Here is a 22,876-nt window from a genome sequence, read left to right as displayed (position 1 = left end):
GTCTCCTTGGGTATTTTTATAAGTCCAGCAGCAGCCTGGGAGTTTTGGAACGGGAACAACACGGGGTGAACTGGTCGTTGGCGGCCTGCTCTTCTTCGGTCAGGTACTGGTCGCGGTGATCGGGCACACCTTCAAGAACACGCGTCAGGCACGTACCGCACACGCCCTGCTCGCACGACGCCGGCACGAACACGCCCGCATCCTGCAGCACCTTCATCACGGTCACGCCGACCGGGATGGCGTACACCGCGCCGCTGAACTTGAGCTCCACCTCGAACGGCTGGTCGCCGGTCGATTCCACCACGACAGCGCCGAAATATTCGAGGTGCAGCTGGTCGGCCGGCCATTGCTGCTGCGCGGCCACGGCCTTGACGTGGTCGATGAAACCGGCCGGCCCGCAAAAGTAAATGTGGGTGCTGCGATCGAGACTGGCCAGCAGCGCTGGCAGATCCAGCTTGCGGGCGCTTTCGCCGGTATCGAAATACAGGTGCGAGACAGCGGCGTAGGGCGCAGCGGCGATGCGGTCGCGGAACGCCATGCGCTCGGGCGCGCGTGCGCAGTAGTGCAATTCGAACTGCGCACCCTGCGCCGACAAGGCCTCGGCCATCGCCAGGATGGGCGTGACGCCGATGCCGCCGGCCAGCAGCAGGCTGCGCGGCGCGTCGGCCAGGGCGAACAGGTTGCGCGGTGCGCTGATCTGCAACCGGGCGCCGGCCGCGATGCCGTCGTGCATGGCGCGCGAGCCGCCGCGCGAAGCCGGGTCGCGCAGCACGCCGATCACGTAGCGGTGGCGCTCGTGCGGCGGATTGCACAGCGAGTACTGGCGCACCAGCCCCGGCGCCACGTGGACGTCGATATGCGCACCGGCGGCAAACGGCGGCAGTTCGCTGCCGTCTTCGCTCACCAGTTCATAGCTGCATATGTCGTCCGCCTCGCGGGTCCGGCGGTTCACCCGGACGCTCAGCAGACCGGCGGTCATGCCGGCTGCTCCGCAGGGACTTCCTTCTTCATCCACTGTTCCAGCACCCGGCGCGACTGCATGCCGCCGGCGTCGATGTTCAGCGCCAGCAGTTTTCGTTCCGGGTGGCGCAGCAGGTTGGCCTGCTGCAGTTCCAGCATCTCGCGGTCTTCGTTGAAGATCTTGCCCTGTCCTTCGCGGATGGTGGCGGTCAGTTCCTTGTCTTCGGGCTTGAAGTTGCGGGCCATACCCCAGAAATACCAGTGCGAGGTTTCAGTTTCCGGCGTGATGAAGTCCACCACGATGCTCGACGCCTTGAACTGCGGCGCGGCGTCGTAGCCGCCGTTGCCGGCGTGCGCCACGCCGACTTCGATCATCACGTGGCTCGGTGGCGTGAAGCGGCACACCTGCCAGCGGTCCACCGGCACGTCGTCGGCCAGGCCATTGCCCCGCAGGGCCGCGCGCCAGAACGGCGGCGCCATGATGTTCTCCATGTAGCGGCTGGTGATCACTTCCTCGCCATTGACGCGGGTGGTCACCGGCGCTTCATCGATCTCCTTCTGGCCGATGCTCGACGCGTGGACATAGGTCTCGTGGGTGAGGTCCATCAGGTTGTCGATCATCAGGCGGTATTCACAGTTGATGTGATACAGGCCGCCGCCGTAAGCCCATTCCGGGCTCTCGGCCCATTCCAGGTAAGGAATCTGCCCGGGGTCGGCCAGTGCGCGGTCGCCGGGCCACACCCAGATGAAGCCGTGGCGCTCTTCCACCGCGTAGCTGACTATGCACGGGAAGCCGCGCACACGCTGGCCCGGCATGCTGATCACCTTGCCGTCGCAGCCCATTTCCAGGCCGTGATAGCCGCAGACCAGGTTGCCGTCGCGGACAAAGCCGAGCGACAGCGGCGCACCGCGATGCGGACAGAAATCCTCCACCGCCGCCACCTTGCCGTCCGCGCCACGATAGAACACGATCTTCTCGCCGCAGACCTGGCGGCCCAGCGGCTTGCCGTCGATTTCGTCCGGTGTGCAGGCTACATACCAGGTATTTTTCGGGTACATATTGTCTCCTTTGTTTTCAATATTCAGTACACTGAATGTCGTAGAGTATAGTCTTGAAAGCGGAGAAGTAAACCTCCGCGCCCAACTCTTTTCATATTGCGCCGCACCAGCGGCGCCGGGAACCGCCATGCCAGAAACCGAAAGCACCCTGATCAACCTGTACGAACATCCGGGCCACCTGCTGCGGCGCGCGCAGCAGATATCGGTGTCGATCTTTTACGATGAAATGGGCAGCGAGCTGACGCCGATCCAGTACGCGGTACTGCGCAACCTGGCAGGCCATCCGGGCACCGACCAGGTGTCGCTGGCCGCGCTCACCGGCATCGATACCTCCACCGGCGCCACCGTGTGTGCGCGGCTCGAGGAAAAAGGACTGCTGGAGCGCAAGGTGATTCCGACCAACCGCCGCCAGCGTGCACTGACCATCACCGGCGCAGGCGAGCAGCAACTGGCCGACATGATCCCGGGCGCGCAGCGGCTGCGGCGCCGTTTGCTGGCGCCGTTGACGGGGCCGGAACAATTGCAGTTCATGGCGCTGCTCACCAAGCTGGTCCAGGAAAACAATGAGCAGAGCCGCGCGCCGCTCACTGCTGCCACCGGCAGCGTCAAATAGGAGGTGTCAAGCCACCGCGACCAGCTTGTCCAGCTTGTCGCCATCGGCCAGCAGACTGGCGCTGTCCGAGTCGTGCACGATGCGGCCGCGATCGAGCACGATGGCGCGCTTGGTCAGCGACAGCGCCAGGCGCGCATGCTGTTCCACCACGATCACCGACATGCCCTCCTCTTCCACCAGCTTGCGGATCACCCCCACCAGGTCCTGCACGATGATCGGCGCCAGGCCTTCCATCGGCTCGTCGAGCAGCAGGATGCGCGGGTTGGTCATCAGGGCGCGGGCGATCGCCACCATCTGCTGCTCGCCGCCCGAAAGCTGGTTGCCCATGTTGGCGCGGCGCTCGTGCAGGCGCGGGAATATCCCGTAGATCTTTTGCAGGTTCCACGGCCCCGGACGGGCCACCACGGTCAGATGCTCTTCCACGGTGAGCGACGGGAACATATGGCGCTCCTGCGGCACCCAGCCCAGACCTGCGCGGGCGCGCTTGTGGGTGGTCATGCGGCCGATGTCGGCGCCGTCCCAGTGAATGCCGCCGCCGTGCAGGCGCGTCAATCCCATCAGGGTCACCAGCAGGCTGGTTTTGCCGACGCCATTGCGGCCCAGCAGCGCCAGGCTGTCGCCTTCGTTCATCGAGAACGACACGTCTTCCAGGACGATCGACTCGCCATAGCCGGCCGTGACTTTATCGAGCTTCAGTAATTCACGCATGTTCCGCCTCCCCCAGGTACACTTCTTTGACACGCGGATCGGCCGCGATCTCTTCGGGCGTGCCTTCGGTCAGCACCTTGCCGCCCACCATGACGGTAATCCGGTCGGCAAAGCGGAACACCAGTCCCATATCGTGTTCGATGAACAGCACCGTCACGTCGCGCGGCAAATTGGCCAGCACTTCGAACAGCTCGCGGCTCTCGGCCGACGGAATGCCGGCCGCCGGTTCATCGAGCAGCAGGATGCGCGGCTTGGTGGCCAGCGCCAGCGCGATCTCCACCAGCCGCTGCTTGCCATAGGCCATGCTGCGCGTGATGCTGTTGGCCTGGTCGCTGAGCTTGAGGGTAGCCAGCAGCGCCATCGCCTCGTCGATCACGTCCGGGTGGTTGGCCACGGTCTTGTACCAGACCGACTGCAGGCCGCGCCGCTCGGAGATCGCCAGCGCCACCGATTCCAGTACCGTCATGCCGGCAAACAGGGTGTTGAGCTGGAATGTGCGCGTCATGCCGCGATGAACGCGTTCATGTTGCGGCAGCTCGGTGATGTCTTCGCCACCCAAAAACACCTTGCCGCTGCTGGGCATGAAGCTGCCGGTCAGCAGGTTGATGAAGGTGGTCTTGCCGGCGCCATTGGGACCGATCAGCGCATGGCGCGCGCCGGGCTTGAAGGTGAGGCTCACATCGCTGTTGGCCAGGAATGCACCCCAGCGCTTGGACAGCCCTTCGGTGCGCAAGGTGATGTCGGTGCCGACGGTGCTCATGCTGCCTCCTTTTTCGATTTGAAGCCAGCCGCCAGTTTTTCCAGGCCACCGAGGATACCGCCGCGCGCAAACAGCACGATCAGCACCAGCAGCAAGCCGATATAGAACTGCCAGTAAGCGGGATTGAGACCGGAGATGTAATCCTGCGCCACCATGAACACGGCCGCGCCGATCAGCGCGCCGTACAGGCGCCCGGTGCCGCCCAATACCAGCATGATCAACAGCTCGGCCGAACGGGGGAAGCCCAGCGAATCGAGACCGACAAACTGCGTGGTCTGCGCCAGCAATCCGCCGGCCACGCCGGCAATCACGGCCGACACGGTGTAGATGGCGATCAGGCGGCGATTGACATTCACGCCGAGCGACGGCATGCGGCGCACACCTTCGCGGATGCCGATCAGGCTCAAACCGAACGGCGATTTGACCAGCCGGCGCAGCACCACGAACAGGATGAACAGCACCGCAAAGCTGTACCAGAAGGCCACCGTGCCGTTCAAGTCGAATTCGAACCTGCCGAACAGGTTACCGACCATCATGCCCGACAGGCCATCGACGCCGCCGGTCAGCCACGACGCCTTGTTGGCCGCTTCGTGCAGCATCAGGCAGATGCCGAGCGTGACCATCAGGCGCGTGAGGTCCTGGCCGCGCACGACCAGGAACGAGACGATGAAGCCGAAGATGCCGGCCACCACGGCCCCCGCCAGCAGGCCGCTGAGCGGCTCGCCCCAGCCATGCACGGCCAGCAGGCCGGCTGTGTAGGCGCCGAGGCCAAAGAACGCGGCATGACCCAGCGAGACGATGCCGGCGTAGCCGAGGATCAGGTCCAGCGACAGGGCGAACAGGCCGATGATCATGATCTGGCTGATCAGGACCAGGTAGCCGGGAAAGGCGAAGTAGGCGGCGATGGGCAGCAGCCAGAACACGATTTCCAGCGGCTTCCAGCGGTCGTTGGGCAGGTTCAGATGCGCGGTTGGAATGGTGGTCATGGTGGTCTTCGCAACGGTTGCGGGTTTCAAGGTGTCGGTCATGGCGTTCATGCTTTCCTCCGGATCAGGCCAGCAGGGAACAGGATCAGCAGCACCACCATCAGCGCGTAGATCACGAAGGCGCCGATTTCGGGCACATAGTATTTGCCGGCCACGTCGAACACGCCGAGGATGAGCGCCGCTACCAGCGGACCCTTGATGGTGCCGGCGCCGCCTACGGCCACCACCAGCAGGAAGTACACCATGTACTTGATCGGGAAGCTCGGATCGAGTCCCAGCACGTCGATACCCAGCCCGCCGCCAAGGCCGGCCAGGCCGGAACCGAGCGCAAAGGTCAGGCTGAACACCAGGCTCACATTGATACCGAGGCCGGCCGACGCGGTCTGGTTGTCCACCGAGGCGCGGATCTGCGCACCGAAGCGGGTGCGCTCGATCAGCAGGCCAAGAGCAATCGTCACCAGTACCACCACGCCGATCAGGAAGACCCGGTAGGCGCCCACGTCCAGGCCCAGGATATGCACCTGGCCGCGCAGCCACTCGGGCAGCGTGACCGGCTGCTGGGTAGGGCCGAAGAAGTAGGTGGCAGCAGCCACCGACATGAAGGTCAGGCCGATCGAGAACAGCACCTGGTCCAGGTGGCTGGCCTTGTACAGGCGCCGGTACAGCAGGCGCTCGAGCACCAGCCCCACGAGGGCGGACGCGATGAACGCCAGCGGCAGCGACGCCAGGAACGGCACGCCCAGGGCGGACAACACGGTCACGCTCACATACCCGCCCAGCATGGCAAAGGCGCCGTGGGCCAGGTTAATAAAGTTCATCATGCCCATCGTGACCGACAGGCCCACGCTGATCAGGAACAGCAAGCTGCCATAGGCGATGCCATCGAACAGCACGCCCGCGAAGTTGGCTAACATGGCTGCCCCCATTTCATGTCCAGGCGCTCTGCGGCGCCGTGTTGGTGTCGTTGTTTCATTTTGTCTCCTGCCATTCTCGGAATTACATTAAATCACACCGTTTCAGACTTTCTCGATGATGATCGCGATGCCCTGCCCCACGCCGATACACATGGTGCACAGCGCATAACGCCCGCCGTTGTGGTGCAACTGCCAGGTGGCGGTAGTCACCAGGCGCGCGCCGCTCATGCCCAGCGGATGGCCGAGTGCAATCGCGCCGCCGTTGGGATTGACGCGCGGGTCGGTATCACTGAGCCCCAGTTCGCGCAGCACGGCCAGGCCTTGCGACGCGAACGCCTCGTTCAACTCGATCCAGTCCATCTGCTCGAGCGACAGGCCGGTCTGGCGCAGCAGCTTGCGCACCGCCGGCACGGGCCCCACGCCCATCACGCGCGGCGCCACGCCAGCGGTGGCCATACCGACAATGCGCGCCAACGGCTTCAAGCCATGCTGCTGCGCTGCCTCGGCGCTGGCGATCAGCAGCGCGCAGGCGCCGTCGTTGATGCCCGAGGCATTGCCGGCGGTAACGCTGCCGTCGGGCCGCACCACGCCCTTCAATTTCGCCAGCGCTTCGACGGTGGTGGCGCGTGGATGTTCATCCTGGGCGAAGACGATCGCGTCCCCCTTTTTTTGCGGGATGGTGACCGGCACGATCTCGCGCTGGAACACGCCTTCGGCAATCGCGGTGGCGGCCTTGTTCTGGCTGGCCAGCGCAAACGCGTCCTGATCGAGGCGGCTCACCTGGTAATCGGTGGCGACGTTTTCCGCCGTTTCAGGCATGGTCTCCACGCCATAGGCATCTTTTAATGCCTTGTTGATGAAGCGCCAGCCCATGGTGGTGTCCTGCAGCGACGCATTGCGCGAGAAGGCGCTGTCGGCCTTGCCCATCACGAACGGCGCGCGCGTCATCGACTCGACGCCACCGGCGATGATCAGGCTGGCGTCGCCGGCCTGGATGGCGCGGGCCGCCGTGCCCACGGCGTCCATGCCGGAGCCGCACAGGCGGTTGATGGTGGTGCCGGGCACCGCCACCGGCAGGCCGGCCAGCAGCGACGACATGCGCGCCACGTTGCGGTTGTCTTCGCCGGCCTGGTTGGCGCAGCCGTAAAACACGTCGTCCACCTGGTCCCACTGCACGCCGGGATTGCGTTCGACCAGCGCGCGCAAGGGTACCGCGCCCAGGTCGTCGGCGCGCACGTCTTTCAGGGCGCCGCCGTAGCGGCCGATCGGGGTGCGCACCGCGTCGCAGATGTAAGCATCGGTCATCATTAATCCTTTCATTGCACCAGCGTGGCGCCGGTGGCCGCCTGCAGTTCTTCAAACGTGAGGCCTGGCGCCATTTCCAGCACCGTCAGGCCATTCGGGGTCACGTTGAGCACGGCCATGTCGGTGTAGATGCGGTTCACGCACGCCACGCCGGTAAGCGGGTAACTGCACGCCTCGACGATCTTGCTCTCACCAAGCTTGGTGACGTGGTCCATCATCACGAACACCTGCTTGGCGCCGATGGCCAGGTCCATGGCGCCGCCCACGGCAGGAATCGCATCGGGCGCGCCGGTGTGCCAGTTGGCCAGGTCGCCATGCTCGGAAACCTGGAAGGCGCCCAGCACGCACACGTCGAGGTGGCCGCCGCGCATCATCGCAAACGAATCGGCGTGGTGGAAGTAGGCGCCACCGGTGAGCAGCGTGACCGGCTGCTTGCCGGCGTTGATCAGGTCTTCGTCTTCGTCTTCCGGCGCCGGTGCGGGCCCCATGCCGAGCAGGCCGTTTTCGCTGTGCAGGAAGACTTCACGTTCCGCCGGCAGGTAGTTGGCCACCTTGGTCGGCAGGCCGATGCCGAGGTTGACGTACGCGCCTTCGGGAATGTCCTGCGCCACGCGTGCGGCGATCTGGTCGCGGGTAAACCGCTTTGCGGGTTTGCTGGTATCGCTCATGCTGCCTCCTTGACTACGCGCTGGACGAAAATGCCCGGCGTGACGATCGTTTCGGGATCGAGTTCGCCCAGCGCCACCACGTCGCGCACCTGGGCGATGGCCACCTTGGCCGCCATGGCCATGATCGGGCCGAAGTTGCGCGCGGTCTTGCGGTACACCAGGTTGCCCCAGCGGTCGCCGCGCAGCGCCTTGATCAGCGCGAAGTCGGCGTGGATCGGTGCTTCGAGCACGTAATGGCGGCCGTCGATCAGGCGCGTCTCCTTGCCTTCGGCCAGCAGCGTGCCGTAGCCGGTGGGGGTGAAGAAGCCGCCGATGCCGGCGCCGGCCGCGCGGATGCGCTCGGCCAGGTTGCCTTGCGGCGTCAGTTCGAGCTCGATTTCGCCGGCGCGGTACAGCGCATCGAAATGCTGCGAGTCGGCCTGGCGCGGGAACGAGCAAATGATCTTGCGCACGCGCTTGGCCTTGAGCAGCGCGGCCAGGCCGGTCTCGCCATTGCCGGCGTTGTTGTTGACGATGGTAAGTTCGCGCGCGCCCTGTGCGATCAGCGCGTCGATCAGCGCCGACGGCATGCCGGCGTTGCCGAAGCCGCCGATCATGACGGTGGCGCCGTCGTGAATATCGGCCACCGCGCGCTCCAGTGATTCAAAAGTTTTGTCGATCATCGTGTGCTTTCATGATTCTTCTTGTTTCGGTTTGTGCGATAATCGAACTAATGATTGATTACCGCACACCCAGTGTATGACTTGCTTCGGCGGTGGTCAAGAAAAACCGTCTATCGAATCGATCGCCTGGATTAAAATCACGCCATGTCAAAAGCCAAACCAACCGAAACCGCTGCGCCTGTCCCTGCAACCGCCGACGAGGACCGCGAGCCCACCATCGCCGAACAGATCGACGCCATGACCGATCCCAGCTTCATGACGTCGCTCGCGCGCGGCCTGGCCGTGGTGCAGGCGTTCAGCGATTCGCGCAAGCCGCAAACCATTGCCAACATCAGCCAGAAGACCGGCATCCCGCGCGCCGCCGTGCGCCGCTGCCTGCATACGCTGCGCGAACTGGGCTACGTGGACGCGGAGCTGAACAACTTCTCGCTGCGGCCCAAGGTCCTCACGCTCGGCTATTCCTACCTGTCATCGACGCCTCTGACGGTATCGGCCCAGCCCTACCTGAACAGCATCAGCCGCACGCTCAACGAATCGAGCTCGCTGGCAGTGCTGGACGACGGCGAGGTGCTGTACGTTGCCCGCGCCGCCACGTCGCGCGTGATGTCGGTCGCCTTGAATACCGGCAGCCGTTTGCCCGCCTACTGCACGTCGCTGGGCCGCGTGATGCTGGCCCACCTGCCGCCCGCAGAACTCGACCGCTACCTGGCCAACACCAAGCTGCGCGCGATGACCAGGAACACCGTCGTCAGCCAAAAGGGCCTGCGCGAAATCCTGGCCGGCGTGCGCGAACAGGGTTACGCCGTCAACGACGAGGAACTGGAACTGGGATTGCGGTCGATCGCAGTGCCGGTGCGCGGCGCCTCGGGCACGGTGCTCGCCGCCCTCAACGTGGGCGCGCAAGCGGCCCGTGTCAGCGTCAAGGAACTCGAAAAGGAGTTCTTGCCGGTGCTGCTCAAAGGAGCGCAGGAACTCTCCATCTTGCTACCTTAAATGAGGCCATTTCAGCGGCGCCAGGGTCAGGCGCAGCGCCGCAGACAGTGCGCTAGCACGGCAAGGCGCTGCAACGACACCATGGCGTCGCTGATATCGCCGAGCGAGGCCATTTCAGCGGCGCCAGGGTTAGGCGCAGCGCCGCAGGCAGTGCGCTAGCACGGCAAGGCGCTGCAACGACACCATGGCGTCGCTGATATGGCCGATTAGAAGGAGTGGCGCAAGCCTGCCATAACACCATTCTGCGTTTTGCCGGCGCCGACGGTGCCGCCGGCATCGAGCGCGATTGCCGACAGGCCACTGTTTTTCATGCGGCCGATGCCGACGTAGCTGGCAGTGCGCTTGGAGAAGTAATAGGTCAGGCGCGCGACCACCATGGTGGCGTCGGCGTTGCTGTTCTTCAGATCGCGGCGGGCCACTTGCGTGTCGAGCGTCGTCAGTGGCGTGACCGGATAGCTCACGCCCAGGAAGTACAAATCCGATTCCGACAGGCCGGTCGCGGCGCGCGTGGTGCGGTCGACGATGCCGGCGCCGATCTTGCCCTCGCCTACCTTGACGTAGCCGTTGGCGGTCACGCGCTTGTCGCTGTTATCGCTGCTGGTCAAACCACCGGCGGCGCCCACGTTGCCGTACATGATGTCATAGGACGCATTCAGGCCCCAGGCCGGCGTTTCATAGCCGAACAGGCCGGTGATCTGGCGGCAGGCTTTGGAGTTGCCCGCCACTTCGCCGGGGCAGCCCGTTGCTGCCGGGCCGCCGGCGGCCGACACGTCGCGCCCGGTGCTGTAGGTGGCGCCGATCACGAAGTTGTTGAAATTGCCGAGGTAGCCGATGGCGTTGTCGCTGCGGGCGTTCGGCAGGTACGGATCGATGCTGCCGATGGCGAACAGGTTGGGACCCATCACGTCCGACTTCATGCCGGCGATATACGTCATGTTGATCTGGCGGCCCAGGGTGACGGTGCCAAAGGCGCCCTTCAATCCCACCGATGCCTGGCGGCCGAACAGGCGGTTGCCCTGCCCCATCGATCCGCTGTCCATGGTCAGACCCGCTTCGAGCGTGAACACCAGTTGCAGGCCGTCGCCCAGATCCTCGGCGCCGCGGAAGCCGATACGCGACGGGAAGGAACCGGTCAGCGATGGCATCTTGGTGACCGAATCGCCGGCAGCGTTGGCGTTGGTGGTGTGGACCACGCCGGTGTCGAGCAGGCCATACACGGTGACGCTGGACTGGGCCATCGCTGCGGACGCACCTACGCATGCCATCAGCGCCACGGCGCCACGGATACTGTTTTTCATTGCTGTCTCCTGTTTGTTTTATTGTCTCTTTATAAGCATGTGCGATTAACGAACATCTGGTTGTTAATCGCACATAAATTGGATACTATGATCGTCGCGAGGCGATGTCAAGCTGCCTGATATCATCGTTAGGCCACAATGCAACATTGCGAGCAGCGCCACGCGGGGCTACACCGCGCATTTCATAGACAAAAACAGGAGACCGGCATGAACAGGAAAAATTTTGTAAAGACTTCACTGACCACCATTGCGCTGGCCGCGCTCACGCTGTCCATCGGCCCGAACGCCTACGCGCAGGACACCATCAAGGTCGGCGTGATTGCCGCGTTCTCCGGCCCCTTTGCCGATTACGGCAAGCAGATCGAAGGCGGTATCAAGGCCTACATGGCGCAGCACGGATCGACCGTGGCCGGTAAAAAAATCGAGATCATCGTCAAGGACACCACCGGTCCGGCGCCGGAAATCGCCAAGCGCCTGGCGCAGGAACTGGTGGTGCGCGACAAGGTGGACTTCCTGGCCGGCTTCGGCCTGACACCGGAAGCACTGGCCGTGGCGCCGATTGCCCAGCAGGCCAGGAAGCCGATGATCATCATGAACGCGGCCACGTCGTCGATCACCACCAAGTCCAATTACATCGCCCGCTTTTCGATGACGCTGCCGCAGATCTCGGCGCCGATGGCCACGTGGGCGGCCAAGAACAACATCAAGAAAGTCGTGACCCTGGTGGCCGACTACGGCCCTGGCATCGATGCGGAGGCCGCCTTCAAGACCGAACTGGTAAAAGGCGGCGGCACGGTGACCGAAGCGATCCGCGTCCCGCTGCGCAACCCGGAATTCGCGCCGTACATCCAGCGCATCAAGGACGCCAAGCCCGACGCGGTGTTCATCTTCGTGCCGGCCGGCGAGCAAAGCATCGCCTTCATGAAGGGCTACCGCGAGCGCGGCCTGGCCGCTGCCGGCATCAAGGTCATCGCCACCGGCGACCTGACCGACGACCACGTGCTGCCGGCCATGGGCGACGCCACGCTGGGCGTGATCACCACCTTCCACTATTCAGCTGCCCACAAGTCGCCGGAAAACGCCGCATTCCTGAAAAGTTTTGCGGCCACCAATCCCGGCGGCGGCCGCCCCAATTTCATGGCGGTGGCGGCTTACGACGGCATGGCCGCGATTTACGAAGTGGCCCGCAAGTTGAACGGCAAGATCGACGGCGACAAGGCGATGGAAGTGCTCAAGACGATCAAGCTCAATAGCCCGCGCGGCCCGATCACAATCGACCCGGCCACCCGCGACATCGTCCAGACGGTGTATGTGCGCAAGGTGGAAAAGGTTGGCAACGAGGTCTACAACATCGAGTTCGACCAGTTCCCCAACATGAAAGACCCGGGCAAATAAGCAACACTTGTTTCGTCTTCCTGCTGGTGTCAACCGCCGGCAGGCTTCGCGCGTTAAGGGAATGTCTCGACACCGAATGCCCGCAGTGGCACAGTAGAACGGCGCTGAGACACCCTTACGCAGAATGGAGCTGGACGATCATGCAAGCATATTCAAACACTAATTCGACTGTAGCTAGCCGCCAGGGCTTTATCAATCCCAACCGCGTGCAGGAAGTGCGCTACTGGGCCGAGGAGTTCCACATTCCGCCGGCGCGCCTGATCGCTGTCGTGCGCGAAGTGGGCCGCAATCTTTACGAAGTGCGCAAACGCCTGGCGATGTAAGCGGCTGCCAGCGCCACGCACAGCAACACAGAATCGACCCCAGCGACGCCCACGCCCCCGGCGCCGCCACGCTGGCCCTGTAACAGGGCGGTCAGCAAATGATCGCCGGTAGTGGCCCAATTGAGCGCCACCGCCAGCACCGCCAGCACCCCGATGACGATAGCCTGTTCGCGCCACGCGGCTCTGCCGCGCCACCACGCGTGCGCAAATGCCGCGAGCCACGCGCCATAGAACGCCTGCACTTCGTGTAGCGCGCTGCCCCCGGCATGACTATCGATTGTCGGCAGCAGCCGGTTGGCGACCATGAACACCAGCGTGGCCAGCACGATGCCGGTGACGCTGCCGATGGCCAGTCCCTCCACCACGCGCACACCGGCCAGTCCCCGTTTCGCATGCTGCGCACGCCGGCCTTCGATCCAGAACAGGAAGCCGGTGCAGATCATCGCGCAGCCGGCCAGCCCGCCTGCAAAATACAGCCACCGCAGCAGCGCGTGGTCGAAGCGGATGAAGTGCAGACCCGAGATGAAGCGCTGCGCGGTCATCACCGGTCCCGCCTCGAAGCGCGCCAGCACGCGGCCCGTTTGCGCATCGAAGAAAATCTGGTCCAGGTTCATGGTGACGTCGCTGGCGTACGAGCGGCGCAATTCGACATAGCTGTTGGCGTCGCCGGGGTGGAACACCCGCACGAAATACGGCTCGCCGCCGCCCCAGGTGGCTGCAGCTGTCGCGCGCATGGCGTCGATGGAGCCCAGCTGGCCGGGCGCTTGGGCCGGCTTGCGCGTGTACTTGCCATAGGCTTCGGCCATGAACGCCGCCTTGGCCTTGGCGCCCTCGCCGTAAGCGCCCGCGTGCAGTTGCGGGAAGTAGAGGGTAATGAAGATGATCAGGCCCGAGAGCGCGATCATGAAGTGGAATGGCAGCGCCACCACGCCGGTCAGGTTATGCAGGTCCAGTGCGCTGCGCTGCAAGCGCTTGTGCGGACGAAACGTAAAAAACTGTTTGAAGATCTTCTTGTGGACCACCACGCCGGAGACCAGCAGCACCAGCATGCTCATCGCTGACAGGCCCACCAGCCACTTGCCCAGCTCCAGCCACTTGATGTGCAGGGTATAGTGAAACGGCACCAGGAAGCCGGTGGCCGCATCGGACTGCTGCGGCGCCAGCAAGGTGTTGGTGTTCGGGTCGATGAAGCGGCCATGCTCGGCGCCCTTGGCGTCGCGGCAGGTCAGTTCCGCCACCGGGTTGCGGCTGGTGGGCAGGTCGATGCGCCATTGCCTGGCGCCCGCCGGCACCTGTGGCGCGGCGGTTGCCGCCAGCCGGTCCAGCGACAGCGGCGCGATCGCCCCGGCGATGCGGGTTTGCGGCAGCATCCAGCGGTCGATCTCGCTGCCGAACACGCTCAGGGTGCCGAACCAGAATATCGCGAACAGCAGGCTGCCGATGATCACGCCCGCCCACGTGTGCAGCAGCGCCATCGACTTGGTGAACGTATCGCCCATGTCAGGTTACCGCCCACCATAACGCGGCCAGCAGCGCCGCCAGACCGCCCAGCACCAGCCACAGACGCATCACGCTGCGCACGCTGAAGGCCCACAGCGCCAGCACCAGGTAAAACACGAAGCCCAGCATGGCGCACAACGCCACCGCCTCGGAGCGCACCATGCCGGCAGACGCCAGCGCGGCGCTGCATGCCGCCACGGCCAGGGCGGTGACCGCGTAGCCGCCGCCGATGGCGCCGACCAGGCGCAGCACCAGGGCCAGCCACGCCGGCAGCCGGTACAGGGCATCGGGCGCGCGACCGTGATCACGCGCGCTGTGCGGTTCGTGCGGTTTGTGCCGATAGTCCTGCTGACGCAGTTCTCCCGGCACGGACGGCGGCGCGCCGGAAGAGCCGGCGCTGGCGTCAGTGGGCGTCACCTTAGAACCGCAGCGCGTAGCCGAGGCTCACCGTGCGGCCACGGCCGGCGAAGTAACGCTTCGGTTCGACCAGCGCGCTTTGCGAGTAATAGGTGATGTAGTCCTTGTCGAACAGGTTGGCGACCGACAGACGCAATTCACCGTTGCCTTTGCCCAGCTTGTAGCTGGTGGTGGCATCGACCAGCGAATAGCCGCTGAACTCCTTGGCCGCCTCGTCGAACGACTGGCTGAACGCGTGCTGCGCCTGCACGAAGGTGGACCAGCGGTCGTTCCAGTCGGCGTTCCAGGTGGCGATCACGCGATTGGGCGCCACGTTCAGGCCATCGAGCTTGCCGTCGAGCGAGCCATCGCCGTTGGTGTCGTAGCGGCCCTTGGTGTAGGCATACGATACCTTGGCGCGGTGCGCGGTGTTGATGCGGTACGCGGCGCCCAGGTCCAGGCCTTCGGTGCGGGTCTTTTCGCGCGCCATCATGAAGGCGCCGTTGACCGCGATCACGCGCGTGCCGAAGTCGGAATCGGCGCGGAAGTAGGCGGCGTCGAGGTCCCAGGCGCCCTTGTGATAGCGGCCGCCGAGTTCCACGCTCTTGGTCAGAATCGGCGCCAGGTCGCGCATGTTCGCGACGCTCTGCCCCGCCGTGTTAATCGAACGCAGCACGCGGCCGATATCGGGCATGCCGAAGCCTTCCGAGTAGCTGGTAAACAGCGTCAGGCCCGCGGCCGGATTCCATACCAGGCCGGCGTTATACAGCTCTTCGCTGAAATCGAGCTTGCCGCCTTCGACCAGCACGCGGCGGTACTGGGCCAGCGTGCGATAGGTGTCCACCGTGAGGTCGGCCTTTTCCTTGCGGGCGCCGGCGTGCGCGGTCAGGCTGTCCGTAAGCTTGTACTCGCCCTGGGCGAACAGCGAATAATTGCGGTACTCGGAGTTCGGCACGTAGGTGCGTCCGGTCAGGTACAGGTCCTGCTTGCCCTTGTCGAACAGGGTATCGAAACCCACGGTAAGCTTCAGGCGGCCGTTCAACAGATCGTCGCGGCCCAGGCCCACCTTGCTGCCGTACTTCGAGGCGACGGAGCGCGACTGGTCGTACAAGGTGCCGGTGGGCGCGATCAGCGGATCCTGGAAGGTGGCCGAGATATCGGCGCCGAACAGGCCTTCGAATTCCTGGTTGAAGATCATCGCGGTCAGTTCCATGCCGGCCAGGTTGGCGTGGCGGTAGCTCAGGCTCGAGGTCCACACGTCGTTCCATGGCGGCGTGCCTGCGGGCGTGAGCTTGACCGAGGTGCTCGGGATGCCCAGCGCGCGGTCGCCGGCCACCACCTGGTAGTTGGCCTTGGACTTGATCTTGTAGCGATTGACGGACAGTTGCAGGCGCTGATTGTCGTCGAACCAGTAGCCGAGTTTGACCAACGCGTCGTAGCTGCGCGAGTCCATCAGGTCGCCCTGGGTGGTGTCGGCGCCGATCGAGCGGCCCTTGCCGTCGAGGTACAGGCCCTGGTCTTCGTAACTGAGGCCGAACAGGTATTCGAACTTGTCGTTACGCCCGCTGGCGTTGTACGAGGTTTTGTAGTTGGCCGTATCGCTGCCGAAATCGGTGGTGGGCAGCGTGGTCTGCACATCGACCGACTGGTTGAAGGCGCCCTTTTCCGGCCGCTTGGTGATGATGTTGATGGTGCCGCCGGTGGCGCCCAGGCCGTTGATGGCGTTGGCGCCCTGGACGATTTCGATCCGCTCGACCATCGAAAAATCGATGGTGTGCGCTTCGCGGCCGGTGGGACGCATCGGGTTCGATTGCGGCACGCCATCGACCAGGATCAACGGCGTGCGGCCGCGCAGCGTTTCGCCCGAACCATTCATCTTGCCCCGGCTGGGCGTGTATGACGGCAAGATGCTCGACAGCACATCGGACGAATTGCCGGAAATGGCCAGCTGCTTCTCGATGTCTTCCTGCTTGATGATCACCACCGTTTGCGGCGCCTGGTTGGCGGCGATGTTGGAGCGCGAGGCGGAGACGATCACGGTATTGGCGTCGGTAACTTCCTGGGCCCGGGCGGCGGGCGCAACCCAGGCAGTCAATACGGCGGACACGAGCACAACAAGCGCGCAGGGGCTGGGCGCGGAGGACAAGGATTTCACGGCAAGACCTGATTGTAATTGAGAATGATTGCTATTATCGTGATAGCTTGGTCATGCGTCAAGAAAACATCCGGTATATTCATTAGAACCTGTCTCAGTAGGGAGGAGGCAGCGGATTGCGATGCCTCGGTGGCGGGGGCAAGGCGCGATGAAGAAGCATGGCAGGCCATGCGATGAAGAGCAACGCCGGCCCGGCTGCCGAGGCGCGCAAGCAGCGCCTCATTCCCTACTGAGATAGGTTCTTATGTGAGCGAGAGCACCGAGTGCCGAAAGCCGAAGTGCCATGATGGGCGCCCAAGAATTATCGGACACACAATCATGAACACCCAACATCAAAACAATACCGGAGACTTCCGCCACCAGGCTTACATCAACCCGAACATCGCCCAGGCGGTCGCTTACTGGGCCCAGGAATTCCGCGTTACCCCGTCCAGGCTGATCCAGGTGGTGCGCGAAGTGGGCCGTAATGTGGGCGAGGTGCGGCGCCAGTTGTCGCGGTAAGATAGTGGCGCCGGGCAGGCGGAGACACGGGTTTGAACCGGTGATATGATATTGATCAAAGCATGGGCGGTGCAATCAGGTCAGCCTTGCTGATTGGAGGATCTCATGACATCGATACCGTTCGACACCCTGAAAATGATGGAACGCCTGGAGAGCGCCGGTTTTACCAACGCGCAGGCCAAAGCCCAGGCTGAAGTTCTTGCCGAAGTTATCGGCAAGGAAAAGGCCCATGCTGCCGAGCGTTACGCGAGCAAGCACGACGTTGCGCAGGAACTGGTCGGCATCAAGGCATCGATCGATAACCTTGGTGCCACCCTTAACCTGAAAATCGACAGAAGCGCTGCCGAGGTAAAAAGCGAATTGATACGCTGGGTGGTCTCGGTGGGCGTATTGCAAATGGCGCTAATCGCCGCGTTGATCCTCAAGCTGACGCATTAACCCTCGCTCATTTGCTCATCGCTGGCGAAGCCGCTCCTCTCGCCTTGCCCCCCGACACCAGCCAGCCAACGCTTGGTCCGGCCAGTCCGCCGACCGGTCCGCATCGGCGCATTTCCCCTCCTTAGAAGTTATAGCGCACCCCGGCGCGGTACACGCGGCCCAGTACATCGTACAGCTGCGGATTGATGCCGAAACTCAGGTTGGTCTGCGGCGCCGGCGCCGGATTGACATCGCCGATATTGTCGATCTTGAAGAAGCCGGTCAGCTTGTCACTGAACTTGTAGCTGCCGCCCAGGTCCACGTAAAACGCGCCCTTCATCTTGTTGTTGGCAATGGTCGGATGGATGATGGTGGAGACCGGGCAATCGGTCTGGCACTCGATGTACTCGTTGCTGTACACGCCCTTGCTGATCCAGCGCTGGGCCAGGGTCAGGCTGTACTGGTCGGTATCCCACGACTGCGACGCCAGGCCCTTCCAGCGCGGCGTGGTGCCGAGGTTGTTGCCGGCGCCTTCCGATGGAATCGTGCCCACCACGCCCGGATCGGTCAGAAAACTGATGTTGCGGGTGACCAGCGCGCGCAGGGTCAGGCGGCCCGGCAAGCCCCAGTCCTTCAGGTTCATCCGGTACGAGCCTTCCAGGTCGTAGCCCTTGCTGCGCAGCGAAGCCAGATTAAATGCCTGCACCGTCACGAAGTTGTTGGTGGCCACCGGGTTCCCCAGCGACACGGCGCCGCAGATTTCCTGGTTGCCAGCCACGCACAAATCCACTTCCTGCTGCGCCGTCAGCGCCGAGATCACGCCATCGACCTTGATGTCGAAGTAGTCGATCGACGCCGAGAAACCCGGCGCCCACGACGGTTGCGACAGCACGATGCCGACGATGGTATTGCGCGCGATCTCGGGACGCAGGCGGGTGTTGCCCACGCTGCGCTGCTGGATCGCCACGGTATTGCCCTGGTATTGCACGATGTTGTTGACCACGACCTGCGCCGCGTACAGCTCGCTCAAGTTAGGCGCCCGCACGTCCTTGGACGTGACCGCGCGCAGGCGCCAGCCGTCAAGGCCGGTCTTCCAGTTGGCGCCCAGCTTCCAGCTTTCCACGTGGCCCGAAGTGCTGTACCTGGTGTGGCGGTCGGCCAGGTTGAGGTTGGCCTCGCCCCAGGTGGCGGATTTTAATACTGGCACATTCAATTCCACGTACGCTTCCTTGACGTTATACGTGCCCTGGGCATTGTGGTAGTTGCCGGCGTACCAGTTGTTGCCCACCGCCATATTGAGCAGCGGGTCGGCCGGGTAGTCGGCGGTATTGGGGCTGTCGGCGAAGATGCCGTTGCCGTACGGGTCGCCGGTGACCTTGTAATGCTCGCGGCGGTACTCGGCGCCGGTGGCGATTGCAATCGGACCGGCCCACGACGAAAACGCTTCGCCGTTGAAGTTGATGCTGGCCACGTCCTGGGTCTGGCGCGTGTGCTGCTGCGGGCCGTTGGCCGGTGCGATATAGCGCCAGGCCGCCTGGTCCACCGGCACGTCGCCGATGATGTTGAACGGCCGGCAGCCGGCGGCAGCGGCTACCGCGTTACGGCAGACGATGGTGCCGTCGGGCGCGCGCACGGCGTCGATCGCTGCGTTGTAGCGTGCATTGAGCGTCATGTCATGGACGATGATGTCGGTGCGGTTGACGCCGTGTTCGGCGTAGGTGTCGTACGACCATTCCTTGCCGCCCAGCTGGAACTTGCCGTTGGCGCCGACGACCACCCGCTTCATTTCGCGGGTGGGATGGACATTTATATTTTCCGGGAACACGGCGTTGGCCGTGCCGTACTGGAAGCTGGCGATGTTGTTGGCGGCGCACGCGGCAACGATGGACGCCGGCAGGTAGGGATTGTCGCAGCGGATGTTCAGGTTGGCGTTCTTGGCCGCGCCCGGATTCGGCGAGAAATGCGATTTGACCTTGCCGTAGTTGGCGGTGAAGTAAATTTCGTGGTCGGGGCTGATGTCGAAACCCACCCGGGTATAACCCACCTGGCGCGTGAGGTCCATGGCCAGGTTGGTGCCGGCGCCCACGCTGCCGCTCAGGTCACCACCGACGCAGAAAGGGTTGACGCAGTTGGTCACCGAACCGGTACCGGTCGGCACGCCATTGGAGCCGTAGTTGAACTGGTACGGCTGGCCGTTGACGCCAAACGCCGTGCCCTGCAGCGGGCCGCTGGTGATCAGGCCGAATTTCGAATACTGGTATTGCTGGGCGTGCTCGATGGCCGTGTACTGTGGTTTGCCGTCGTTGGTCTGGTTCAAGGGACGGACCTGGAACGCCGGGTTCTTGTACCAGGTGCGGCCATTCGGCCCCACTTCGCCGAAACCGGGCGACTCGATGCCCTTCTCGCGGCCGTATTCCGCGCTGGCCGTCACGTGCAGGCGGTTGTCCATGAACGCCTTGCCCCAGGCTGCTTGCAGCGAGCCGTTCTTGTCGTCGTGATACCTGGTCATGCCGCCTTCGATATTCGCCTTGAAACCCTCGAATTTCTTGTCGGTGATGAAATTGACCACGCCGCCAATGGCGTCCGAACCGTAGGAAGCCGAGGCGCCGCCGGTGACGACGTCCACCCGCTTGATCAGCAGCTGCGGGAACTGGCTCACGTCGGTCACGCCGGTGACGTTGGCGCCCACCACGCGCTGGCCGTCGAGCAGGGTCAGGGTGCGGATCGCACCGAGGCCGCGCAGGCTCAGCGAACTCAGACCCTGCACGCCGCTGCTGGTGCTATTGGTGCTGGTGGTGCGGCCGGTGCTGCCCTGCAGGGCCGGCAGTTCGGCAATCGCGTTGAACAGGTTGGGCTTGGCGGTCTTGGCCAGGTCTTCGGCGCCAAGCGACGTGGTGGGCGTCGGTTGGGTGAAACCGCGTGCGGCAATGCGCGAGCCGGAAACGGTCACCACGTTTTCCTTCGCTACCTCGGCTGCCGGTCCCAGCGCTGTCTCGATGGCTGCCGGGGCTGGTTGGGGTGAAGCGGCGGCCGGTTCCACTGTAGCGGGTGCCACGGTTGGCGCGGCAGTGGCCGGCGGTGTATCGGCTGGCGCCTGCTGCGCCTCGGCGACCGCCTGCTGTGCCTGCGCCGATAATGCGAAACAGGCGCAAGCACTGGCCACGGCCAGGCGCATGATGGTAAGACGGGTTGGGGTTGGGTGTTGCATGTTGTCTCCGATCTTCGTTTGTTTTATGTGTGTTGTCCGCGCGGTACTGCTGACGGTCCGCTGCTGTGGTTGTTTCTATTCAGGCTCTCTTGAAAAATCAGTCGGTGGCGAGGATGCGCGCCACCAGCTCGTCCGGCGCCAGCGTGATCGACAGCGTCACGCCTGCCTCGTCGGCTTGCAGCGGTTGCAGGTCGCGGAACTGGCTGTCGAGTAACGATGGCGGCATGTAATGGTCGTGCCGTGCCTGCATCCGGGCGGCAATCAATTCGCGCGGACCGTCGAGGTGGGCGAAACGCAGTGCCGGATCGCCGACGCGCAGCAGGTCGCGGTAGCGCCGCTTCAGAGACGAGCACGACACCACCAGCCCCACGCCCTGCCCGGCTGCCCGGCGCAATTCCTCCTGCAAGGCCAGCAGCCAACCGGCGCGGTCATCGTCGTCGAGCGGCAGGCCGGCTGACATCTTGGCCACGTTGGCGGGCGGGTGAAACTGGTCACCCTCGACAAACGCCACGTCCAGGCGCGCAGCCAAGGCCTGGCCAACGGTGCTCTTGCCGCAACCGCTCACGCCCATCACCACCCAGCGTACCTGGCTCATGCATGACTCCAAGTTAGCGCTAACATTTTTATTCTCAAAACATGGACTGGCATATGCAGGACTCGGCTCATAAATAAGGGAAAATGTTCGATGACGCGGGTGGATCAAAAGTTAGCGTTATCATTGATGACTGAACTTTAGCGTAATGCCGGATTTTGTAAAGATCTATCCGTATTGCATCGCAACATGGGAGTCATGGTAAACAGCGTGCAATAGCAGCCGCCACCCTTGTCAGGCGGGGAAAAGCCACGGCGCCGGCTGCGTGGTTGGCAGGCCGGCCACCGTGGCAAAGCAACAACATCACAGCATGAATTTAAAGCGCGAGGCTTCTTCGGCCAGCGCGTGCTCGTCCTTGCCACGCAGGCGCCCCATGTTGCGGCGCTGCGCGGGCTCGGACACCACCCGGTTGATGACCGTCGGCAGTACGCCACGTCCGCTGAGATAGGCGGCGGCGCTGGCCGGTCCTTGCTGGTCCGCCAGCTCGATGCCGGTCTGGACGATTTCCGACGACACCAGGTCGGGGCGATAGGTATGGCTGCTGGACATCGTGATTCTCCTTGAAGAAGGCCTCGATTGTCGCACCACCAACCGCGCACAAATGCGTGCAATCTAACGTTTCAGCAATAATGCAACGACTTTATTTTTCACCTTGTTATTGCGAGTATTTTGGACGTGTCCGCCTGCTTTATTCGAGGTTCTCGTGGTGCCCCAGGGCGCCTTGTTTCCAGTAGGCAGAAATGCGTGCCGCCTGTCGTGGAAAGGCTTTCTCCACAAAAACAATATCGCGCACCTGCTTGGCCACCGCCGCCTCCCCGGCAAACCAGACGAAGCCATCACCGTCCGGCAAGGCCAGGTCGCGCAACGCCTGCACCAGCGCGGCGGCGTCGGGCACGATGCGCAGTTCGACCGTGGCAGCGCTGGCAAAGTCCAGCTGCTCGGCCGCCGGCCCGGTCACCAGCACCTGCACTTTGACGCCCGCCGGCAATTCTTCCAGCCGGCGGCGGATCGCCGGCAACGCGGTGTCGTCGCCGGCCAGCAATTGCCATTCGTAATCCATGGGAATGATCATTGAGCCGCGCGGCCCGGCGATCACCGCTGGCTGACCCACGGCCACGCCGCGTGCCCAGTCGGAAGCGGCGCCCTGTTCATGCAGTGCGAATTCGATGGTCAACCGGCGTGCGGCGCGATCGTAGTGGCGCGGCGTGTAGTCGCGCATTACGCGCTCATCGCCGATCTGCTGGACGAACTTGACGTGATCGTCATAGGAAGACGAGACGAAATCGGCCAGGCTCTCGCCCTCGAATGTTACGCTAACGAAATCCGGCGCCAATTGCTCGACCTTCACCACCGTCACGTCGCGCATCCGGGTTTCGTGACGCACGCGTTGTATGCGATTATTCTCACTCATGATTTTCACCTTAGTTGACAATGTCCCCCAATTTACCGAAAACAGTTGATCT

At 63.7% G+C, this 22,876-nt stretch carries 23 protein-coding genes; 6 read left to right on the top strand and 17 right to left on the bottom strand.

Annotated features, from left to right (window positions below; all coding sequences use genetic code 11):
* Positions 1-16: 16 nt before the first annotated feature.
* Together SR858_RS08490 and SR858_RS08485 are read right to left on the bottom strand one after the other, a co-directional pair.
* Complete coding sequence (locus SR858_RS08490) at positions 17-979, bottom strand: PDR/VanB family oxidoreductase (RefSeq protein ID WP_019922321.1); 963 nt, start codon at positions 977-979, stop codon at positions 17-19.
* On the bottom strand, positions 976-2,019 hold the full coding sequence (locus tag SR858_RS08485; protein ID WP_019922320.1) for an aromatic ring-hydroxylating dioxygenase subunit alpha: 1,044 nt from the start codon (positions 2,017-2,019) through the stop codon (positions 976-978). Before SR858_RS08485 ends, SR858_RS08490 begins: the two co-directional genes overlap by 4 nt.
* Positions 2,020-2,146: 127 nt before the next feature.
* Here SR858_RS08485 and SR858_RS08480 point away from each other — a divergent pair, with 127 nt between their 5' ends.
* A complete protein-coding gene (locus SR858_RS08480; RefSeq protein ID WP_019922319.1) occupies positions 2,147-2,632 on the top strand; it encodes a MarR family winged helix-turn-helix transcriptional regulator in 486 nt (161 codons plus the stop codon).
* Positions 2,633-2,638: 6 nt separating this feature from the next.
* Here SR858_RS08480 and SR858_RS08475 read toward each other — a convergent pair whose 3' ends face one another.
* The 7 genes from SR858_RS08475 to SR858_RS08445 form a co-directional block, all read right to left on the bottom strand.
* The gene (locus tag SR858_RS08475; protein WP_019922318.1) at positions 2,639-3,340 is read right to left on the bottom strand and encodes an ABC transporter ATP-binding protein; all 702 of its coding nucleotides are present in this window, start codon (positions 3,338-3,340) and stop codon (positions 2,639-2,641) included.
* Positions 3,333-4,100: an ABC transporter ATP-binding protein gene (locus SR858_RS08470; protein ID WP_019922317.1), complete on the bottom strand. Its 768-nt coding sequence runs from the start codon at positions 4,098-4,100 to the stop codon at positions 3,333-3,335. Before SR858_RS08470 ends, SR858_RS08475 begins: the two co-directional genes overlap by 8 nt.
* On the bottom strand, positions 4,097-5,086 hold the full coding sequence (locus SR858_RS08465) for a branched-chain amino acid ABC transporter permease (protein WP_051120339.1): 990 nt from the start codon (positions 5,084-5,086) through the stop codon (positions 4,097-4,099). Before SR858_RS08465 ends, SR858_RS08470 begins: the two co-directional genes overlap by 4 nt.
* Before the next feature lie 47 nt (positions 5,087-5,133).
* A complete protein-coding gene (locus SR858_RS08460; RefSeq protein WP_019922315.1) occupies positions 5,134-6,000 on the bottom strand; it encodes a branched-chain amino acid ABC transporter permease in 867 nt (288 codons plus the stop codon).
* Between the two features lie 102 nt (positions 6,001-6,102).
* Positions 6,103-7,305: a 3-oxoadipyl-CoA thiolase gene (gene pcaF / locus SR858_RS08455; RefSeq protein ID WP_026637372.1), complete on the bottom strand. Its 1,203-nt coding sequence runs from the start codon at positions 7,303-7,305 to the stop codon at positions 6,103-6,105.
* An 11-nt stretch (positions 7,306-7,316) separates the two neighbouring features.
* On the bottom strand, positions 7,317-7,973 hold the full coding sequence (locus SR858_RS08450) for a CoA transferase subunit B (protein ID WP_019922313.1): 657 nt from the start codon (positions 7,971-7,973) through the stop codon (positions 7,317-7,319).
* Positions 7,970-8,635, bottom strand: a complete 666-nt coding sequence (locus tag SR858_RS08445; RefSeq protein WP_019922312.1) for a 3-oxoacid CoA-transferase subunit A — start codon at positions 8,633-8,635, stop codon at positions 7,970-7,972. The genes SR858_RS08450 and SR858_RS08445 overlap by 4 nt, the downstream gene beginning before the upstream one ends.
* A 144-nt stretch (positions 8,636-8,779) precedes the next feature.
* Here SR858_RS08445 and SR858_RS08440 point away from each other — a divergent pair, with 144 nt between their 5' ends.
* The gene (locus tag SR858_RS08440; RefSeq protein ID WP_019922311.1) at positions 8,780-9,628 is read left to right on the top strand and encodes an IclR family transcriptional regulator domain-containing protein; all 849 of its coding nucleotides are present in this window, start codon (positions 8,780-8,782) and stop codon (positions 9,626-9,628) included.
* A gap of 206 nt (positions 9,629-9,834) precedes the next feature.
* Here SR858_RS08440 and SR858_RS08435 read toward each other — a convergent pair whose 3' ends face one another.
* Positions 9,835-10,926, bottom strand: coding sequence for a porin (locus SR858_RS08435; RefSeq protein WP_019922310.1), 1,092 nt, complete (start codon positions 10,924-10,926; stop codon positions 9,835-9,837).
* 207 nt (positions 10,927-11,133) lie between these two features.
* Between SR858_RS08435 and SR858_RS08430 the strand changes: the two genes are divergently transcribed.
* Positions 11,134-12,321: an ABC transporter substrate-binding protein gene (locus tag SR858_RS08430; protein ID WP_019922309.1), complete on the top strand. Its 1,188-nt coding sequence runs from the start codon at positions 11,134-11,136 to the stop codon at positions 12,319-12,321.
* 140 nt (positions 12,322-12,461) lie between these two features.
* The gene (locus SR858_RS08425; protein WP_019922308.1) at positions 12,462-12,644 is read left to right on the top strand and encodes a DUF3606 domain-containing protein; all 183 of its coding nucleotides are present in this window, start codon (positions 12,462-12,464) and stop codon (positions 12,642-12,644) included.
* Here the strand turns inward: SR858_RS08425 and SR858_RS08420 are convergent.
* From SR858_RS08420 to SR858_RS08410, 3 genes are read right to left on the bottom strand one after another with little or no spacing between them, the layout of a single operon-like run.
* Positions 12,614-14,143, bottom strand: coding sequence for a PepSY-associated TM helix domain-containing protein (locus SR858_RS08420; RefSeq protein WP_019922307.1), 1,530 nt, complete (start codon positions 14,141-14,143; stop codon positions 12,614-12,616). The genes SR858_RS08425 and SR858_RS08420 overlap by 31 nt on opposite strands.
* Before the next feature lies 1 nt (position 14,144).
* Positions 14,145-14,561: a hypothetical protein gene (locus SR858_RS08415; protein ID WP_019922306.1), complete on the bottom strand. Its 417-nt coding sequence runs from the start codon at positions 14,559-14,561 to the stop codon at positions 14,145-14,147.
* A 1-nt stretch (position 14,562) separates the two neighbouring features.
* Entirely contained in the window at positions 14,563-16,647 is a 2,085-nt protein-coding gene (locus SR858_RS08410; protein ID WP_026637370.1) for a TonB-dependent receptor, read from the bottom strand.
* A 366-nt stretch (positions 16,648-17,013) separates the two neighbouring features.
* Here SR858_RS08410 and SR858_RS08405 point away from each other — a divergent pair, with 366 nt between their 5' ends.
* A complete protein-coding gene (locus SR858_RS08405; protein WP_019922304.1) occupies positions 17,014-17,196 on the top strand; it encodes a DUF3606 domain-containing protein in 183 nt (60 codons plus the stop codon).
* A 105-nt stretch (positions 17,197-17,301) separates the two neighbouring features.
* Positions 17,302-17,634 carry a coiled-coil domain-containing protein gene (locus SR858_RS08400; protein WP_019922303.1) on the top strand — a complete coding sequence of 111 codons (333 nt, stop codon included), beginning with the start codon at positions 17,302-17,304 and terminating at the stop codon, positions 17,632-17,634.
* Positions 17,635-17,755: 121 nt separating this feature from the next.
* Here SR858_RS08400 and SR858_RS08395 read toward each other — a convergent pair whose 3' ends face one another.
* From SR858_RS08395 to SR858_RS08380, 4 genes are all read right to left on the bottom strand, one after another.
* Positions 17,756-20,821: a TonB-dependent receptor plug domain-containing protein gene (locus tag SR858_RS08395; RefSeq protein ID WP_322534528.1), complete on the bottom strand. Its 3,066-nt coding sequence runs from the start codon at positions 20,819-20,821 to the stop codon at positions 17,756-17,758.
* A gap of 97 nt (positions 20,822-20,918) precedes the next feature.
* Entirely contained in the window at positions 20,919-21,416 is a 498-nt protein-coding gene (locus SR858_RS08390) for a gluconokinase (protein ID WP_019922301.1), read from the bottom strand.
* A gap of 300 nt (positions 21,417-21,716) precedes the next feature.
* Positions 21,717-21,962 (bottom strand): hypothetical protein, encoded by a 246-nt coding sequence (locus SR858_RS08385; RefSeq protein WP_019922300.1) that lies wholly within the window; start codon positions 21,960-21,962, stop codon positions 21,717-21,719.
* A 139-nt stretch (positions 21,963-22,101) separates the two neighbouring features.
* On the bottom strand, positions 22,102-22,824 hold the full coding sequence (locus tag SR858_RS08380; RefSeq protein WP_040377820.1) for a siderophore-interacting protein: 723 nt from the start codon (positions 22,822-22,824) through the stop codon (positions 22,102-22,104).
* Positions 22,825-22,876 lie beyond the last annotated feature (52 nt).

This window comes from Duganella zoogloeoides (assembly GCF_034479515.1).
Classification (GTDB): Bacteria; Pseudomonadota; Gammaproteobacteria; order Burkholderiales; family Burkholderiaceae_D; genus Rugamonas; species Rugamonas zoogloeoides.
This window is presented reverse-complemented; position numbering and strand designations above follow the sequence as displayed.

Bases quoted from the DNA above. Each gene is read 5' to 3' on its own strand.
- SR858_RS08445 (WP_019922312.1), bottom strand. From the start codon at position 8,635: ATGATCGACAAAACTTTTGAATCACTGGAGCGCGCGGTGGCCGATATT.
- SR858_RS08470 (WP_019922317.1), bottom strand. From the start codon at position 4,100: ATGAGCACCGTCGGCACCGACATCACCTTGCGCACCGAAGGGCTGTCC.
- SR858_RS08475 (WP_019922318.1), bottom strand. From the start codon at position 3,340: ATGCGTGAATTACTGAAGCTCGATAAAGTCACGGCCGGCTATGGCGAG.
- SR858_RS08390 (WP_019922301.1), bottom strand. From the start codon at position 21,416: ATGAGCCAGGTACGCTGGGTGGTGATGGGCGTGAGCGGTTGCGGCAAG.
- SR858_RS08395 (WP_322534528.1), bottom strand. From the start codon at position 20,821: ATGCAACACCCAACCCCAACCCGTCTTACCATCATGCGCCTGGCCGTG.
- SR858_RS08420 (WP_019922307.1), bottom strand. From the start codon at position 14,143: ATGGGCGATACGTTCACCAAGTCGATGGCGCTGCTGCACACGTGGGCG.
- SR858_RS08425 (WP_019922308.1), top strand. From the start codon at position 12,462: ATGCAAGCATATTCAAACACTAATTCGACTGTAGCTAGCCGCCAGGGC.
- SR858_RS08465 (WP_051120339.1), bottom strand. From the start codon at position 5,086: ATGACCACCATTCCAACCGCGCATCTGAACCTGCCCAACGACCGCTGG.
- SR858_RS08430 (WP_019922309.1), top strand. From the start codon at position 11,134: ATGAACAGGAAAAATTTTGTAAAGACTTCACTGACCACCATTGCGCTG.
- SR858_RS08460 (WP_019922315.1), bottom strand. From the start codon at position 6,000: ATGTTAGCCAACTTCGCGGGCGTGCTGTTCGATGGCATCGCCTATGGC.
- SR858_RS08380 (WP_040377820.1), bottom strand. From the start codon at position 22,824: ATGAGTGAGAATAATCGCATACAACGCGTGCGTCACGAAACCCGGATG.
- SR858_RS08485 (WP_019922320.1), bottom strand. From the start codon at position 2,019: ATGTACCCGAAAAATACCTGGTATGTAGCCTGCACACCGGACGAAATC.
- pcaF (WP_026637372.1), bottom strand. From the start codon at position 7,305: ATGACCGATGCTTACATCTGCGACGCGGTGCGCACCCCGATCGGCCGC.
- SR858_RS08480 (WP_019922319.1), top strand. From the start codon at position 2,147: ATGCCAGAAACCGAAAGCACCCTGATCAACCTGTACGAACATCCGGGC.
- SR858_RS08450 (WP_019922313.1), bottom strand. From the start codon at position 7,973: ATGAGCGATACCAGCAAACCCGCAAAGCGGTTTACCCGCGACCAGATC.
- SR858_RS08490 (WP_019922321.1), bottom strand. From the start codon at position 979: ATGACCGCCGGTCTGCTGAGCGTCCGGGTGAACCGCCGGACCCGCGAG.
- SR858_RS08405 (WP_019922304.1), top strand. From the start codon at position 17,014: ATGAACACCCAACATCAAAACAATACCGGAGACTTCCGCCACCAGGCT.
- SR858_RS08440 (WP_019922311.1), top strand. From the start codon at position 8,780: ATGTCAAAAGCCAAACCAACCGAAACCGCTGCGCCTGTCCCTGCAACC.
- SR858_RS08385 (WP_019922300.1), bottom strand. From the start codon at position 21,962: ATGTCCAGCAGCCATACCTATCGCCCCGACCTGGTGTCGTCGGAAATC.
- SR858_RS08400 (WP_019922303.1), top strand. From the start codon at position 17,302: ATGACATCGATACCGTTCGACACCCTGAAAATGATGGAACGCCTGGAG.
- SR858_RS08435 (WP_019922310.1), bottom strand. From the start codon at position 10,926: ATGAAAAACAGTATCCGTGGCGCCGTGGCGCTGATGGCATGCGTAGGT.